15 protein-coding genes are annotated in these 16,014 nt (G+C 61.4%); 6 read left to right on the top strand and 9 right to left on the bottom strand.

What is annotated here, in order from left to right; genetic code table 11:
- The first annotated feature begins 176 nt into the window (after nucleotides 1–176).
- Nucleotides 177–758 carry a hypothetical protein gene (locus GWQ27_RS18580; RefSeq protein WP_275908007.1) on the top strand — a complete coding sequence of 194 codons (582 nt, stop codon included), beginning with the start codon at nucleotides 177–179 and terminating at the stop codon, nucleotides 756–758.
- Between the two features lie 222 nt (nucleotides 759–980).
- On the opposite strand, the gene GWQ27_RS18575 is transcribed toward GWQ27_RS18580, so the two are convergent.
- Nucleotides 981–1,433, bottom strand: coding sequence for a hypothetical protein (locus GWQ27_RS18575; protein ID WP_275908006.1), 453 nt, complete (start codon nucleotides 1,431–1,433; stop codon nucleotides 981–983).
- Nucleotides 1,434–1,906: 473 nt separating this feature from the next.
- Here GWQ27_RS18575 and GWQ27_RS18570 point away from each other — a divergent pair, with 473 nt between their 5' ends.
- Entirely contained in the window at nucleotides 1,907–3,379 is a 1,473-nt protein-coding gene (locus GWQ27_RS18570; RefSeq protein ID WP_275908005.1) for a C69 family dipeptidase, read from the top strand.
- Nucleotides 3,380–3,441: 62 nt separating this feature from the next.
- On the opposite strand, the gene GWQ27_RS18565 is transcribed toward GWQ27_RS18570, so the two are convergent.
- The 3 genes from GWQ27_RS18565 to GWQ27_RS18555 are packed head-to-tail and all read right to left on the bottom strand — an operon-like array spanning nucleotide 3,442 to nucleotide 5,032.
- Entirely contained in the window at nucleotides 3,442–4,188 is a 747-nt protein-coding gene (locus GWQ27_RS18565) for an SDR family oxidoreductase (RefSeq protein ID WP_271773750.1), read from the bottom strand.
- 56 nt (nucleotides 4,189–4,244) lie between these two features.
- Nucleotides 4,245–4,490, bottom strand: a complete 246-nt coding sequence (locus GWQ27_RS18560; protein ID WP_169047292.1) for a DUF3624 domain-containing protein — start codon at nucleotides 4,488–4,490, stop codon at nucleotides 4,245–4,247.
- A complete protein-coding gene (locus GWQ27_RS18555) occupies nucleotides 4,487–5,032 on the bottom strand; it encodes an N-acetyltransferase (protein WP_011899119.1) in 546 nt (181 codons plus the stop codon). Before GWQ27_RS18555 ends, GWQ27_RS18560 begins: the two co-directional genes overlap by 4 nt.
- A gap of 188 nt (nucleotides 5,033–5,220) precedes the next feature.
- Here GWQ27_RS18555 and GWQ27_RS18550 point away from each other — a divergent pair, with 188 nt between their 5' ends.
- The gene (locus GWQ27_RS18550; RefSeq protein WP_275908004.1) at nucleotides 5,221–6,663 is read left to right on the top strand and encodes a RimK family protein; all 1,443 of its coding nucleotides are present in this window, start codon (nucleotides 5,221–5,223) and stop codon (nucleotides 6,661–6,663) included.
- A 24-nt stretch (nucleotides 6,664–6,687) separates the two neighbouring features.
- Nucleotides 6,688–7,224 (top strand): MgtC/SapB family protein, encoded by a 537-nt coding sequence (locus GWQ27_RS18545; RefSeq protein ID WP_219593337.1) that lies wholly within the window; start codon nucleotides 6,688–6,690, stop codon nucleotides 7,222–7,224.
- 55 nt (nucleotides 7,225–7,279) lie between these two features.
- On the opposite strand, the gene GWQ27_RS18540 is transcribed toward GWQ27_RS18545, so the two are convergent.
- The 3 genes from GWQ27_RS18540 to GWQ27_RS18530 all read right to left on the bottom strand — a co-directional run bounded on the left by GWQ27_RS18540 (nucleotide 7,280) and on the right by GWQ27_RS18530 (nucleotide 11,515).
- Nucleotides 7,280–8,896, bottom strand: coding sequence for an alpha-amylase family protein (locus tag GWQ27_RS18540; RefSeq protein WP_275908003.1), 1,617 nt, complete (start codon nucleotides 8,894–8,896; stop codon nucleotides 7,280–7,282).
- 149 nt (nucleotides 8,897–9,045) lie between these two features.
- Nucleotides 9,046–11,013 (bottom strand): TonB-dependent copper receptor, encoded by a 1,968-nt coding sequence (locus GWQ27_RS18535; RefSeq protein ID WP_275908002.1) that lies wholly within the window; start codon nucleotides 11,011–11,013, stop codon nucleotides 9,046–9,048.
- Between the two features lie 244 nt (nucleotides 11,014–11,257).
- On the bottom strand, nucleotides 11,258–11,515 hold the full coding sequence (locus GWQ27_RS18530) for a DUF2442 domain-containing protein (RefSeq protein ID WP_005316103.1): 258 nt from the start codon (nucleotides 11,513–11,515) through the stop codon (nucleotides 11,258–11,260).
- Nucleotides 11,516–11,773: 258 nt separating this feature from the next.
- Here GWQ27_RS18530 and GWQ27_RS18525 point away from each other — a divergent pair, with 258 nt between their 5' ends.
- Nucleotides 11,774–13,738, top strand: coding sequence for an LTA synthase family protein (locus tag GWQ27_RS18525; RefSeq protein WP_275908001.1), 1,965 nt, complete (start codon nucleotides 11,774–11,776; stop codon nucleotides 13,736–13,738).
- A 64-nt stretch (nucleotides 13,739–13,802) separates the two neighbouring features.
- On the opposite strand, the gene GWQ27_RS18520 is transcribed toward GWQ27_RS18525, so the two are convergent.
- Entirely contained in the window at nucleotides 13,803–14,273 is a 471-nt protein-coding gene (locus tag GWQ27_RS18520; protein ID WP_021138960.1) for an Lrp/AsnC family transcriptional regulator, read from the bottom strand.
- 158 nt (nucleotides 14,274–14,431) lie between these two features.
- On the opposite strand from GWQ27_RS18520, the gene GWQ27_RS18515 reads away from it, so the two are divergent.
- Nucleotides 14,432–14,950 (top strand): cyclin-dependent kinase inhibitor 3 family protein, encoded by a 519-nt coding sequence (locus GWQ27_RS18515; RefSeq protein ID WP_234591795.1) that lies wholly within the window; start codon nucleotides 14,432–14,434, stop codon nucleotides 14,948–14,950.
- Between the two features lie 15 nt (nucleotides 14,951–14,965).
- Here GWQ27_RS18515 and metA read toward each other — a convergent pair whose 3' ends face one another.
- Nucleotides 14,966–15,910 carry a homoserine O-succinyltransferase gene (gene metA / locus GWQ27_RS18510; RefSeq protein ID WP_021138958.1) on the bottom strand — a complete coding sequence of 315 codons (945 nt, stop codon included), beginning with the start codon at nucleotides 15,908–15,910 and terminating at the stop codon, nucleotides 14,966–14,968.
- Nucleotides 15,911–16,014 lie beyond the last annotated feature (104 nt).

Raw genomic sequence — 16,014 nt, 5'->3', positions numbered from 1 at the left:
TGGCTCCGGCAGGTCAAAAAACGGGAGCCGGCTATCAAAACACGCATTGCGTTCGAGTCCAGCGGGTTGGTCAGGCGCGGCTCTGCTATGGTCTGTCAGGAAGGCGGTGCCATGTGCCATCCGGGCCTGCATGCCCACCTCCTTTCATCCTCATTTCCCGTCATAAGGTCTGAAACATGAAATTGAAGCATGCATGGATTGCCGGTCTGCTCTCCCTCTCGACCTGCCTGGTGCAAGCCGCCGAGGTGGTCACCGAAGTCGCAACCGCCCCGGGCAAGGCCAGTCTGGTTGAAGCCGTGACTGCCCAGGCGACGGTGACTGCCATCGACATGGCGAGCCGCAAGGTCAGCCTGAAAAATGACGCCGGTGAAGCGTTCGACATAGTCGCCGGTGAACAGGTCACCAACCTGCAAAACCTCAAGGTTGGCGATACGGTGGCACTGAGATACCTGCAGATGCTGGATCTGGAACTGCTCAAGGGCACGGCAGGCGTCAGACAGCGCGTTGTCGAGATGGATGCGGACAAGGCCGCCGCTGGCCAGAAGCCGGGGGCCGGGGTGGGGGTCAAAGTCACACTGTATGGGGACGTCATCGACGTCGACAAGGCGCAGCAGACGGTCACGGTCAAAGGGGTGGATCACACCCTGGTGGTCAAGGTGCACAACCCGGCGCAGTTTGCCCTGATCGCCAAAGGGGATCAGATCAAGGCCGTCCAGACCCAGGTGGTGGGTATCGGCATTGTGCCCGAGAAAAAATAGTGCCCGAGAAAAAATAGTACCCGAGAAGAAATAGCGCCGGAGCAGAAACGGGGCCGGGAGGCAGCAGCCCCAAGAGCCCGTCAAAAAGGGAGGGACATCACCCCTCCCTTTCTCATTGTGATGTCATCATCCCTTCCACATGGGAAAGGCGGCGTCATTACCCGAGGCAACACCTTGCCCCCGATGACCACAGATTGCCGTTCGAGTCGTGCAGGCAATCACTCAGGTAGTCTTGGTCTCTTCCTTTGGCTCGCTCTTCTTGCCGGTGAGGCGATCCATGGCATCTTGCAGCATGGTATCCTTCTGCTCGTTCAAGGCCTTGCTCTGCTGCTCGCGCTCTTCGGGGGTCAGCTGCCTGTTGTCGGCGATCGCCTTGAGCTTCTCCTCTATCTCGTTGAACTTCTTGCGATCAAACCCAAGCGCCTTGTCCACCAGCTGCTGCATCATGCCACCCTTGTCCGAGTTCATGTCCAGCGCGGGCGGCAGCTTGCTGTTCTTGGCCAGATGCTCATAGGTGAGCGCCTGCTGCGCCTTGCTGGTCAGTCGCTGGGAGGAGAGGTTGACCAACTCCTCCCAACCGCCACCCTGACCACTGTCGGCACCGCTGAGGGTGGCGAGGGCGCGGGAGTTGGACGCACTCTGGGCAAGTTGCTGGCTGTAAGGTTTGATATCCATGGGGACTCCAATCTGTATGCCGATCCGGCATGACGCTTTGGCTGATTCGATAACATGGGGCGCCAGGCCCCACCATTGTCAATTAAACGAGCAAGTTACAGGCCAACTTTCCAGATGGGGCCAAATCCCGCACTCAGGCTGGCGCCACGCCCATTGCTCGCAGCAAGCCAGGCGTCAGAATCATGACTCCTGCGCCGCCCCGTCATGATATTGCGGCACATCTCTCTACACTCGAGCGCCTCTGCCAGAGAAAGCCAAGGATTAGCGCGCAGATCACAAAACAAACAACTACATAAGCCTACAATTTTGGCGCACGATAGAACCAGCAAGCAGTGTTATGGATGAAATGTTTGCGACATCAATGATCGGCAGACCAATCCACCGGCATACTTCCATGCCGCCATCGGCCTGCGGCAGCGCGCATCCCATCCCACCGCCTGACTTTCACTCACAGTTACGCTTCGGGCAATGCCATGAAAAAACACACCTTGAGTCTCCTCTCCGCCACCCTGCTCACCCTGCTTGGCACCAGTGCCGACGCCTGCACCGGCCTCATCGTCGGCAAGGGCGCCAGCGCGGATGGCAGCGTGATGATCGCCAGAAACGAGGATTTTGGCGTCAACAACTGGAACAAGTACCTGGCCTTCCGGCCCGCCCAGCAAAACGAGGGCAAGAGCTGGAAACTGGGCAACGGGCTGGAAGTGCCCATGCCCAAGGCCTTCCTCGCCTACTCCGCCATTCGTGACTGGGACGCCGCCACCAGCGACCCGGCAGGTAAATATTATGAAGAGCGCGGCATCAACGAGTTCAACGTCGCCCTCTCGGCCACCACCAGTGCTGAGGTCAACGACAGGGCCCAGAAGGCGGATCCGCTGATCGAAAAAGGGATCATAGAAGCCATCATACCCACCCTGATCCTGCCACAGGCCAGGAGCGCCAAAGAAGGCGTCGCGCTGCTTGGCCGCTATGTGGAGCAATATGGCGCCGGTGAGGGCAACAGCCTCTATCTGGCGGATGTGAACGAGGCCTGGCTGATGGAGATAGGCTCCGGCCACCACTGGATCGCGGTACGGGTGCCGGACGACAGCTACGCCATGGTGGCCAACGGCCTGCGCATCCACGGCGTCAATCTAGACAGCGCCGATGTGCTGCACTCCCCCAGGCTGCTGGAGTTCGTGCGCGAGCACAAGCTGCTGGATAACGCCGACCCCAAGGACTTCAACTTCGCCAAGGCATTCGGGGTCATTGCCGACCCCTACAACGTGGATCGGGAGTGGCTCGGCCAAAAAATGCTGACCGCCTCCCACCAGCAAGCCACCCGGCAGGCGCAATATCCGCTGTTCATGAAGCCGGATGCCCCTATCGCCGTGCCGGACGTGGCCAGGGTGCTGAGCGCCACCTATGAGGGCACGCCGCTCGCTGGCAAGGCGGAGCGACCGATCCGCATCGATCGTCAGCTCGAATCCCACGTGATCCAGCTGCGCAAGGAGATGCCCAAGGAGCTGCAGGGGCTCATCTGGCAGAGCTACGGCGTGCTGGCCGAGTCGGTGATGGTGCCGCTCTACAGCCCGCTGGAATCCTACCCTCTGCCCTATCGCATCGGCAGCGACAGCTACTCCGATGATTCCGCCTACTGGCAGTTCCGCAGCCTGACAGCGCTGGCCAACACCAATCCGGACAAATATCTGCCGCTGCTGCGGGGCGTCTGGAGCAAGGAGAGCGCCAAGCTCTACAAGGAAGTGGCGGTGCTAGACAAGACCCTCAAGCAGACCTACGCCAATGACAAGGCCACCGCGCTCGGGCTGGCCGCCGACTACTCCTACGGCCAGCTGGAGCAGACCTACCAGATGGCCAAAGAGTTGCGCTACAAGCTGATGACGGATCTCACCAAGCGCAGCGAGAAGAAGTACTCGGAGGAGGAGTTCAAGAAGATCATGAGCCTCTGACCGGCTCTTCAAAGCAAAGAGGCACCCTTGGGTGCCTCTTCTTGTTTCGTCAAACGGGAAGCTCAGCCACGGCTGATATGGAGCGGGCCGAAGGTCTGCGCCACCGGCATTATCTCTATGCTGTTGATGTTGACGTGGGCGGGCTGCTGGCTGACCCAGAGCACTGTATTGGCGATGTCTTCCGGCCGAATGGCCTGCACCCCCTGATAGACGGTAGCCGCCTTGGCGTCGTCACCGTGGAAGCGCACGTTGGAGAACTCGGTGCCGCCACACAGACCCGGCTCCACGTTGGTGACGCGGATGGCGGTGCCCGCCAGGTCGGCGCGCAGGTTCAAGCTGAACTGTTTCACGAATGCCTTGGTGGCGCCGTAGACGTTGCCGCCCGGATAGGGGTAGGTGCCGGCGATGGAGCCTATGTTGACCACGTGGCCGCGATTGCGCGCCACCATGCCCGGCAGCAGCAGTCGGGTGAGCAGGGTCAAACCGCTGATATTGGTGGCTATCATCTGCTCCCAGTCTTCGAGATCCGCCTTGTGGGCGGGTTCCAGCCCCAGCGCCAGACCGGCGTTGTTGACCAGCAGATCCACTTCCTGCCAGGCAGCCGGCAGGCCAGCGATGGCGGCTTGAGTCGCCGTCTTGTCCTGCACGTCGAATACCAGCGGCAGGAAGCTGTCACCCAGCTCATCGCCCAAGGCAGCCAGACGTTCAGCACGTCGGCCTGTGCCTATCACCCTGTAACCCGCATCCACCAGCTGACGGCTGATTGCCTCCCCAAAGCCGGACGAAGCACCCGTTACCATTGCAATCATCTGAACCTCCATATCTACACCGATATTGTTATTTATGTGTTTGAATCCACTCAGATTCATTCATCGCTCAATTCACGCCCGGTCACCTTGCGCCAGATAAACACAGCCAGATGGAGCAGGAACAGGCCTGAGCCTCCCAGCGCGAACAGCAGGCAGGTGAGGGCATTGACCGAGGTGTCGGCACCAAACCACCACCACACCAGCCAGCCGATCAGGCCTATGACAAACGTCTGGATGGCGCAGACAGGGCAGCGCCCCAGCTTGGCCTTGATGGCGGTGGCAAGGCAGTCTTCACAACTCATCCTGAGCAGCCCGCCTTGCCGTGTTGCAAGGCTGCTTTACCGCCTATGCGGTGCTTGCGGGCCAGACCGCGCAGCTGACGCTCCTCGTCACCAATAAGTGACAACACCAGCCGGTGAGCATGCTGGTCGCGGCCATAGTAATCTGGCAACCTCTGCTGCGCCTTGAATCCCAGCGCCTGATAGAGGGCAAGCGCCTCTTCATTGGCATCGCCCACCTCGAGGCGCACAGCCCCCCAGCCAGCTTCGCGCCCCTCCCGGATCACCTGCTCCAGCAGACGGCGGGCCCAGCCCTGACGACGAATGGTCCAGCGGATGGCGAGGGTCTGGATCACCAGCCGATCCCACCCTCTGTGCTCCAGCAGGCTGAGATATCCCATCAGCTGCGACGTCTCATCCAGCAGCAGCAGGGTGCGCCCCTTGGCGTGGGTGAGCAGATAGTGCCAGCGGCTGCGGCCAAAGGCGACTTCGGGGGGAAAGCAGTAGCGTTCCAGCTTAACGATGGCGCCCAAATCATCGGTTCGGGCCGCGCGCACGGTCAACACAGGGAGTCCTTGTTCGGTTATTTATCTTCAGCACCAGAAATGCGACTTGTATCACAAGTTACCAAAGCAGAATATTAGGCACTGTAACCTCTTGTTTCCCCTCGCGCCATTGTCGTGCTTGTCGGTGCATCGAAGCCCACTGGGGATACTGCCATTCAAGGCAGTCCTTTCTGTGGAGCCGAAGAACTATGAGTACCTATGTCATCGTCGAAGAGCTGGGCGACTGGCCTTGCCATGCCGATTATCTGCTGACCGCCCGCACCTACCTGCAACACGGCGTGCCGACCACGGGCGGCAGACCCCGCATCATCAACCTCTGCCGCGATCTGGAGCACCTGAGCGCGGGCTACTACTGCTCCCTGCTGGCGCAGGCCCGGGGTCATCACTGCCTGCCGGGATTGCAAGCCATCAGCGTGTTGCAACCCCAGCAGCCGCCAGCCAAGCTGTGGCGCAAGGTGCAGGGCTGGCTGGCCCAGCAGAGCGAGGATCGCATTCGGGTTCGCGCCATCTTCGGTCAGAGTGAACAGAGCGAGCTGGCGGGACTGGCCCGCTACTACTACGGCCTGAGCCAGTTGCCGCTGCAGGAGCTGACCCTCAAACGCGGTCGGCACGGCTGGTCGGTGCGCCAGCAACAAAGTCTGTCTCCGCTGGATCTGAGCCAGAGCGAGAAGGCACTGATGCTGCACCATGCCCAGGCGCTGGTCGGCGCCGGGGATGGGGAGCATGCGCCGCCGCTCTACCAGCTCGCTATCCTGGTGGATCCCGATGATGGCCGCGCCAGCAGTGATGCCCTGGCCCTCGACCGCTTCATCAAGGCGGCAGCTGCACAGGGGATCCAGGCCGAGATACTTGCCCCCTCCGCCATAGAGCGGCTGCCGGAGTTCGACACCCTCTGGCTGCGGGCAGAAACCGCCGTCGGCCACTACACCTTCGAATTTGCCCGCCGCGCCGAGCAGCTCAAGATGCCGGTGATCGACAGCTCCCGCGCCATCCTCGCCTGCAGCAACAAGCTCTATCTCTACGAGCTGATGGTGCGCAGCGGCGTGCCCATGCCGCCCACCATGGTGGTTACCCGCCGTGGTCGCCACCAGGTGGACGAGCTGGTGCAGCGGCTCGGCCTGCCGCTGATGGTAAAAGTCCCCGACGGTGCCCAGGGGCGGGATCTCGCCATGGCCAGCGATGAACCGCAGCTCGCCCACCTGTTGGACGAGGGACTGGGTCGCTCCGCCCTGCTGCTGGTGCAAAGCCGGATCCCTGCCGAATTTGACTGGCGTATCGGCTTTCTCGACGGCTCGCCGTTGTTCGCCTGTCGCCGCTACCGCCCGGAACCCGGCAACCGCATCCGCCGCCGCAAACACCCCCTCGACATGAGCCGGATAGAGGCACTACCGCTCACCGAGGTGCCGGAGCGAGTGCTGCAAACGGCCCGCCGCGCCGTGCATCAGCTTGGCAACGGCCTGTTCGGGGTCGACCTGCGCCAGCAGGGGCGCGACTGCGTGCTGCTGGAAATCATCGACAATCCCTGGATACGTGGCGATATTGAGGACAGAGAGGCAAAGGACCTCTACGAGCGCCTGGCCAGGGCCTTCCGGCAACGGCTGGAAAACCGGGGGCAGAGTGCGGCAGGATAACAAGCATCGACAGCAGAGGTGATTATGATGACAGCGGATTGGTGGGACATAGCGCCCCTTGGCTGGGAGAACATCCTGGCCTGCCTGGTATGCGGCACCCTGGTGGGGCTGGAGCGGCAACTGCGCGGCAAGCCGGTCGGGATCCGCACCTCTTCGCTCATCATTCTCGGCACTTACTGCTTTCTCGCCATCGGTGCCGCCGTCAGCCCCCAGGGGGCCGATCAGGCACGGGTGCTGGGTCAACTCATCACGGGGATCGGCTTTCTTGGCGCCGGCGTCATGATGACCCGGGATGGTCAGGTACTGGGCGTCACCTCGGCTGCGACCGTCTGGATGCTGGCGGCACTCGGCGCCCTCATCGGCATGGAGATGCTGCACCAGGCCGTGCTGCTCACCGGCGTCACCCTGGCCATTCTGGTGGGGGTGGATTATCTCGAGACCAGCTTCAAGAGTCTGCGCCGCGGGGTGCACAACCGGCTGGAGAGCTGGCGCCACGGCAATAGCCATGTACCTGCCGCCAATACCCATCAGGACGAGCTTGGCAGCGGTATCGAGAAGTAACCCACCACAATGAACAAGGGCTCCAGACTGGAGCCCTTGTTGTTACTCGCCAGCCTTATTGCAACAGCAGGAAGCGACCGCTCAGCGGTGGCAAGTCCACCGTCACGCTGCTGCCACCCAGCGCCAGACTCTCGCCGCTTTGCAGATCCACCAGGGCACTGCCACTACGCAGTTTGCCGACCGGCAGGGCATAGCTTTGAGGCGTGGTGGAGACGTTGAGCAGGTAGACAATCTGCTCTGCCGCCGTCTGTTTGATGTCGCCATAAACGCTGCCATCGGCCACCAGCTTAACTCGCTCCCCCTGATAGAGGGCGGGATGCGTGGCGCGCATCGCCAGCAACTGGCTGAGCCACTGCTTGAGTTCGACCTGATCGCTGCTCGGCACGAAACCGGTGACACCGGGCACCTTGCCATCGCTGCGGGCCACGTGATCGTCACAGAGTCCCTGCGCCGCACAGTCGCCACTCACCTGCTTGGCAAAGCCCGGTACCTCGTCGCCAAACTCCTCGCCGTAATAGAAGGTGATGGGGCCTGAGCGAGCCGCGAGGAAGCTGAAGGCCGCCTTGTGGCGCTGCCAGTAGTCCGCCGGATTGAAATTTCCCCGCTCCAGCAGGTCACCGAAGCGTACCAAATCGTGGTTGCCCAGCATCAGATTGGGCATGGCGTGGTTCGGATAGCTCTCCACCTTGTTCCAGCTGGCATCCAGCACGCTGGCCCCCTGCCCGCCCTTGCCGGACTCCTCCACCGCCAGCGCCTGTACTATGCCGTAGCGCAGCGGGAAGTCGAACGCCGAGGAGAGCGCCGGATTGTCGCTCGGGCCATAGGCCTGAGCCCGGATCTCGTCAGCACTCTTCCATACCTCACCCACCATGTAGCCCAGGGTGCCCCACTGCTGGCCCGCCGCCTTGCGTGCCGCACTGGCCTGTTCGACCTCGCCGCGAATGGCACGCCATTCGTCCAGCCCCAGCTGATAGGCCTGATCCAGTCGCCAGCCGTCGATGCCGTACTGTTCGACCCAGTAACGCGCCACCTCCTTGAAGTAGGCGAGGCTCTCGGGTTGGCTGTAATCCACCAGCTGACCGGGATAACCGGCCCCCCCGCTCTTGAGCACAGGCTGACGCCCCTCTGGCGACGGCTTGCTCACTCCCACCTTGTTGACGTGACCGAACACGCCATCGAGAAAGACGTAAAGGCCGCGCTGGTGCGCCGCATCCACCAGCTGTTTGAGCTGGGCATTGCTGCCAAAGTTGGGATCCACGGTGAAAAAATCACAGGCGAAGTAGCCGGTAGCATCCAGCTTGTCATCTCCCCCCTGACCCGCGCAGGAGTCAAATACAGGGGTGAGCCAGATGGCGTTGACGTTGAGACTCTTGATGTGATCCAGGCTGTCGATGATCCCTTGCAGATCGCCGTTGTGCCCGGAGGGGCCATAACCGACGCCATAGTTGGCGGCGCTGTCGCCATCGACGAAAGACTCCACCATCACCTGATAGGTTCTCAGGTTGCAGGCGGCCTGGTCATTGCCATAACAGGCGCGACTGGCCGAGGTCACAGGTGGATTGACCACGGGTGGCTGAGCCTCGCTGCTGGAGCCACCGCCCCCGCTGCCGCACGCCGTCAGGAACAAGGCGGCCCCGAGCAGGCCGCCATAGCGCAAACGTCCTTGTTTCATTGTTATCTTCCCGCTGTGGTGGTGCTGGCGCAGAGCGCGCCACCCTTGAGGTCATGATACCCAGCTCACCACTGCGGGTCTGTGACTGAAAACGTTACCCGCTTCAGTCAATTAGAGCCCCTCTGACTGACAGTTGGCACGAACCCGGTTCAAAGCACGCCGGCAGAGGCGAAGCGATAGTTGACTGACAGCCAGAAGGCGCGGCCCGGCTCGGGAATACGACCAATCTGCTCATACCCCAACCCCGCCTGGCTGGCGTGTACCGACTTGGAGAGGTGCTCGTAGTAGAAGGTATCGAACAGGTTGTCGATACCGGCGGACAACTGCCACCCTTCGCTCACCTGCCAGGCACCGCTCAGGTTCATGGTGAAGAAACCAGGTGTCTCCCCCTGATCCTGACCGGCCACTGTGCCAGATCCCACATCGACCCTCTTCTGCGCCGCGACGGCGCGCCCCAGCAGCGTAAAGCTCCAGTCCTCATCCGGCTGCCAGCCCAGGGCCAGCTTGCCATCGAGTGGCGGCATCTGGGCCAGCGGCTTGCTGTCGCTCTGGTTTTCGCCGTAGACCACTGCCAGACCACCATCGAGGCGCCACTGTTCGGCAAACTGCCAGCGCCCTTCCAGCTCGCCGCCCCGGGTCTGAGCCTCTATGTTGCGCACCTGGTTCGACTTGCTGTGATAGAGCAGGTAGTCCTTGATGTCGGCACTGAACAGGGAGAAGGTCAGATCCAGATCGCGGCTGCGCAGGGCCAGCCCGGCATCCCACTGGCGGCTGCGCTCGGGGTTGAGGGTAAAGGGGACGCTGTCTTTGCTGCGCTCCCAGTAATCCGGTGCCCGCTCGGCCTGGCCCCAGGCCAGATAGCTCGACCAGGCTGGCGACCACTGGTATTCGTAGCGGCCAAAGCCGCTGTCGAGCACCAGCTTGTCGCTATAGAGGGTCTGATCGCCGGCGCCATATTTGGTGGTCTCCACCCGATCCTGACGATAACCCCCCTTGTAGCTGTGGGCCCCCTGCTGGCGACCCAGCTCGCTGAACCAGCCTTGCTGTTCGAATCGCAAAGTACGCTGGCGAGGCTGGCTGGCGTAATCCACACCGCTGCGGGCCCTGTGCTGATCCCGGTTGGCATCGAGTCCGGCGGTCAGCAACCAGTCGGCCGGCAGGGCGATATCGTTGGCCCAGCGGCCGCCGGTATTGCGACGATCCGGGTTGGAAAGCATCTTGATGCCGCTGTTTGGCCGCAGGCTGAAGTTGTCCATGATGTGGTCTATGTCGTTGTCCCACAGCGTCAGCTCACTGCGGCGCCACTGCTGGCTGATCGCCTCCTGCTTGAACTTGAGACCGAAAGACTCCCGGTCGAACATGGGGCCATCCATCATGCGATCCGCGTAGGCGGCGCGGGCGTTGCTGCGCTCGGCGGTCAGCTCGAGCAGGGTGTTGTCGCCCGGCGTCCAGCCCAGCTGGGCCGTGCCGTTTTCCCGGCGATAGAAGGAGCGCACCTTGTCGCCATGACCATCGCGGTAGTCATCGCTGTCGGAGTGGGTGAACTGGCCGCGCAGATAGCCCTCGGGGGCGCCGACGGTGGCATCCAGCATCTGGTCGTCACGACCGGAACTGCCATACAGCGCCGAGGCTTCGGCCTTGACACCGGGAGCACTGAACTCGGGTCTGTCTCGCTCGAACAGCACGGTTCCCGCCAGGGTGGCACCCTGCTCCAGGGATTGCGGCCCCTTCAACACCCGTATCCGGTCGAAAGATTGGGGAAACACATAGGCGGTGGGCGGGTCCATGCGACCGCCACAGCCGCCGGCCAGCATGCCGCCATCCATCTGCACGTTGAGGCGGGACATGCCCATCCCCCGCAGCACGGGGTCTCCCCCCAGCCCCCCCTTGCGCACCATGCTCATGCCGGTGACGTTCTTCAGATAACCGGCGCCATCGGCGGCAGGCATGGGGGACCCCGGCTTCTTGGGATCCAGCGTCACTTCCAGAGTGCTGGTCGGGCGGCTGGCAACCACCACCATGGGCTCCAGCCGTTGCACCTGCTCCTGACCGGCTGCGCCGTGGCAGGCGAGGCCGCCCACCAGCAAGGCGAGAGGGGTCCGCATAAAATGAGCCATGAATTTTCCTTATCTATCTGTTTATCTTGTTTTTTTAACCTCTACCAACAAACCTTTCTGCTGGGGAAAGGTTTGCCGTCTGGCCGTAAAAAAGGCCTGCGACCAAGATGTGGCAAGCCTTGTCAGGCGACGGCAAGAGAGGGTTGGCAAAATGTTGCGCAGGTTTTACCCAAATTGGGTAGAGAAGGCAAACGGACAAACATTCCAGTTACAGGAATCTGGGGATGGCTCACAAAAAAGAGAGTTAGTTGAACGCCTCCCGCTCATTGATGGGTTTGATCAGGTGATACACCTCGTGGGCCGAGAGGGTGCAGCCAGCGGGCCATTCCAGCTGATGACGGCGGTTGATGAAGACCCTGGCACAGCGCCGCTCAGAATCCAGCGCCGCAAACAGGGGCTGTGCGCGCCAGGGGGCCAGATCCAGCGCTCCCGTGGTACCGTCGGAAAGCACCACAAACAGCCGCCATCCCTGCAAATATTCCACATCGATAAAGACCGGCATCCCTTCGGCTCCGATTGAGAAAATTCGGCGCCATTATAAACAAGCCCCCAGCGCCGCTTTGCAGGACGGATCACACTTTTTCCAGCCATTTATGCTGTCTTCAATCCCTGCGTCTTGTCACATAAAAGGCATAAATCGTGCCAGAACATCTCTTTTACCGGCACCTGATGCAACCTTTCCCCAAGCACAAGGTCATAACCCTGCAATATAAAAACAATGTGCCCGAGGACGGGTGCAAACAGGCTTGTAGGAACAACAATGACCACTATCAAACAATGGCTGGGACCGTTTTGGCCCATCGCCGTTTTTTCATTTATCGCGCTTGTCTCTCTCTCCGCCAGCCGAGTCGGCCTCGGCGTGTGGCAACTGGAACGGGTCGATGCCGTCGCAGGTTGGCCAGAGATGCTGCTGCAAGGGCTGCGGGTCGATATCGCGACCCTCTGCTGGATATGGGGTGTCCCCGCCATGCTGACCATGCTGCTGGCCGGGCCCCACGCCATTGGCCGGGCCTGGTTGCAACTCATCAGGGTCTGGCTGACGCTGGGACTCTGGCTGATGCTCTTCCTCGAGATCTCCACTCCCTCTTTCGTGACCGAGTACGGCGTGCGGCCCAACCGCCTCTATGTGGAGTACCTCATCTATCCGAAAGAAGTGCTCTCCATGCTGTGGGCCGGCCGCAAGGGTGAACTGCTGATCGCCATGTTGTTCAGCCTGCTGACCCTGGGAGGAGGTTGGTGGCTGAGCGGTCGTCTGCTGCGCGGACTCAGCTTCCCCCGCTGGTATCTGCGCCCGGCCTTCGCCCTGCTCATTCTCGCCATAGGCTTCCTCGGCGCCCGCTCCAGTCTGGGTCATCGCCCTCTGAATCCGGCCATGGTCGCCTTTGCCAGCGACCCTCTGATCAATGCCCTCACCGTCAACTCCGCCTACTCGGTGTTTTTCGCCATCAAGCAGATGGGGGGCGAAGAGGATGCCAGCCAGTTCTATGGCCAGTTGCCTCGGCAACAGATCCTCGACCTCATTCGCCAGGAGAGCGGCCGCGAGCTCCATGACTTCAGCTCGACGGCCCTGCCCAGCCAGACCTTCAACGAAGCCAGCTATAGCGGCCAACCCAAGAATCTGGTGATCCTGTTGCAAGAGAGCCTGGGAGCCCAGTTCGTCGGCTCCCTCGGCGGTCTGCCACTCACCCCCAATCTGGATGCGCTCTCGCAACAGGGTTGGGCATTCGAGCAGCTCTACGCCACTGGCACCCGTTCGGTGCGCGGCATAGAAGCTGTGCTGACCGGTTTCACGCCGACCCCGGCCCAGGCCGTGGTCAAGCTAGGCAAGAGCCAGACCAACTTCTTTACCATCGCGGATCTGCTCAAGCAACGCGGCTACGACACCAGCTTCATCTATGGTGGCGAGAGCCATTTCGACAACATGCGCAGCTTCTTCCTCGGCAACGGCTTCACCACCATAGTCGAGCAGAAAGACTTCAAGAACCCGGTATTCGAGGGGTCATGGGGCGCCTCCGACGAGGACCTGATGACCAAGGCAGACGAGACCTTCAAGGCACTGCACAAGGAGGGCAAGCCCTTCTTCAGCCTGGTGTTCAGCTCCAGCAACCACGATCCCTTTGAATTCCCTGACGATCGCATCGATCTCTACGAACAACCCAAGCAGACCCGCAACAACGCCGCCAAGTACGCGGACTACGCCATCGGCGAGTTCTTCAAGAAGGCGAAGCAGTCCGACTACTGGAAAGACACCCTGTTTCTGGTCATCGCCGACCACGACAGTCGGGTTGGCGGTGACAGTCTGGTCCCCATCCCCCGCTTCCACATTCCCGGCGTCATCGTCGGTGACGGCATAGCCCCGAAGCAGGACCCGCGCATCGTCAGCCAGATCGACATGGCACCGACGCTGCTCTCCCTGATGGGGATAAGCGCCGACTATCCCATGCTGGGCAAGGATCTGACCCGCATGCCAGCCGACTGGCCGGGGCGCGCCATCATGCAGTACGACAAAAACTTCGCCCTGATGCGGGGCAAGGATGTGGTGATCCTGCAACCGGAGCGTCCGGCGCAAGGCTTCATCTATGAGGATGCCAGCGAAACCCTCACACCTGCACCGCAACCTGATGCCATGAAGGATGCCGCCCTCGGGCTGGCGCTGTGGGGGAGTCTGGCCTACCAGAAAGGGCTCTACCAGACGGCGCCGGATACCCGGACAGTGCTGAACTGACCCCGCCAACGCAACAACATAAAACCCGCCAGTTGGCGGGTTTTATGTTGGGCGAGACACGCCATCAGATATTGAGGAAACAGGGCAGGGAACGGCTGAATCTGTGCTCGAACACCAGCGAGGTTTCGAGGTGCACTACCTCTTCCCGTGAAGTGAAGTGATCGAACACGAAGTTGCGCAGGTGCTCGGTATCGGCGACACAGAGATGCACCAGAAAGTCATCCTTGCCGCCCATGTGAAACAGGCTGATCACCTCGGGCAGCGCCAGTATGGCATCGCGGAAGGCATCGATGATCTGGCGGCTGTGGCGCGCCAGTTGCAGCGAAACCATGGCCTGGATATGACCACCCAGCGCCTGATGATCCACTTCGCAATGTGCCCCCTTGAGCACCCCGTCCTGCTGCAGCTTGCGCACCCGCTCCAGGCAGGTGGACGGAGCCACCCCGACCAGGGCAGCCAGATCCTTGTTGGTCATGCCCGCATCGCGAAACAGATGGGCCAGGATATCCAAATCCAGTTGATCCAGGTTTCTCATCTTAACTCCTTGAACCGATCAATTTTTTAGACTCTGCCCGTAAACCGGGCCGAACACAACGCAGATTGACATAGAGACAGCACCCCCTATGCTTTGGCGCACTCAGGATCCGGGCCATGTCAGGCCCCCTCCCCCTTGCAGGCCTCATAAGGACCTTTATGTACTCGTCTCATCCCTTCTGGAGCCAGGAAGTGCCCCGCGTCGATGGCCAGTTGCTGCTGACCCCCTGCCCCGGCACCCAGCAGGTACCGCTGCCACTGGCACTGGATCAGCTGAGGTTTGCCGGTGCCCACGGGGTAGTGACGCTCATGACCGCCACCGAGCTGGCAGAGCTGGATCTGGCGCATCTCGGTCGTCAGGTCGAGCAGGAAGGCATGCGCTGGTTCCACCTGCCCATCGAAGACGATCAGGCCCCCGATGCCGCCTTCGAACACGCCTGGCAGCTGGCGTTGCCACAACTGAGCGCGCTGCTGCACGATGGCAAGCATCTGGTCATCCACTGTCAGGGGGGCAGCGGCCGCACCGGTCTGGTTGCGGCCGCCCTGCTGATCTCCCTCGGCCAGCCACAACAGGAGGCCATGGCCGCCATCAAGGCCCACAGGCCCAAGGCCTTCACCCTGCCGGCGCATCGCCAATGGCTGGATGCCCTGGCCACGCGGCTGGATCAGGCCGACTGACCCTGACCGCTGGCCCTACTTGGGTTGCTGGTAGGTAAACACCTTGCCGATATCTTCCACCCGATAGCTGGTGAGCTGGTAGACGTAGTAGTTGAGCCAGTTGGAAAACAACAGATGGCCGTGGCTGCGCCAGCTGGCGCGCGGCGGCTGGGCCGGATCATTGTTCGGGTAGTAGTTGACCGGAATGACGGGGTCGAGCCCGGCAGCCAGATCCCGCTGATACTCTCCATCCAGGGTCAGCACATCGTATTCAGGGTGGCCGGTGACAAATACCTGACGACAATCCTTGGTGGCCGCCAGGTAGACCCCCGCCTCCTCGGACTCGGCAAAGATCTGCAGGTCGGTGTGGGCACGGATGAGATCCCCGTCGAAGGCCGCATAGCGGGAGTGAGGCGCGACGAACTCGTCGTCGAAACCGCGCAGCAGCGGCTCGTTCTCATCGAGGCGATGATGGCGATAGACACCGGACAGTTTCTCGCCATGGGTCTGCTTCTCCATGCCATACAGGGCCTTGAGCGCCGCCTGTACGGCCCAGCAGAGGAACAGGGTCGAGGTCACATGTTGATGGGACCACTCTATGATCTCGACGATGCGCGGCCAATAGACCACCTCCTCGAACTCCACCAGCCCGAGCGGTGCCCCCGTGATGATCATGCCGTCATAGTTGTTGCCGCGAACCTGCTCGAAATCGTGATAGAAGTTCTCGAGATGGGCCTGAGGCGTGTTCTTTGACTCCCGATCGTCGATCCGCAGCAAATCCACGTCCACCTGCAGCGGCGAGTTGGAGAGCATCCGCATCAGCTGGATCTCGGTTTCAATCTTCTTGGGCATCAGGTTGAGGATCAACACCCGCAATGGGCGGATGTTCTGGGTGACGGCCCTGGATTCCGTCATCACGAAGATGTTCTCCTGCCCCAGCACTTCGGCGGCAGGTAACTGATCCGGGATCTTGATCGGCATGCTTACTCCCTGTACTGCATCGGTAAATATGTCTGGACATCCAGAAGCCTATAACAAAGCCACCCAGCCTGTCATCAGATACCTTTTGTATTCACCCCCACCTT

It is taken from the genome of Aeromonas sp. 5HA1 (assembly GCF_029237245.1).
Classification (GTDB): Bacteria; Pseudomonadota; Gammaproteobacteria; order Enterobacterales; family Aeromonadaceae; genus Aeromonas; species Aeromonas salmonicida.
The sequence above is the reverse complement of the archived record's forward strand: the minus strand, read 5'-3'. Positions and strand labels throughout refer to the sequence as shown.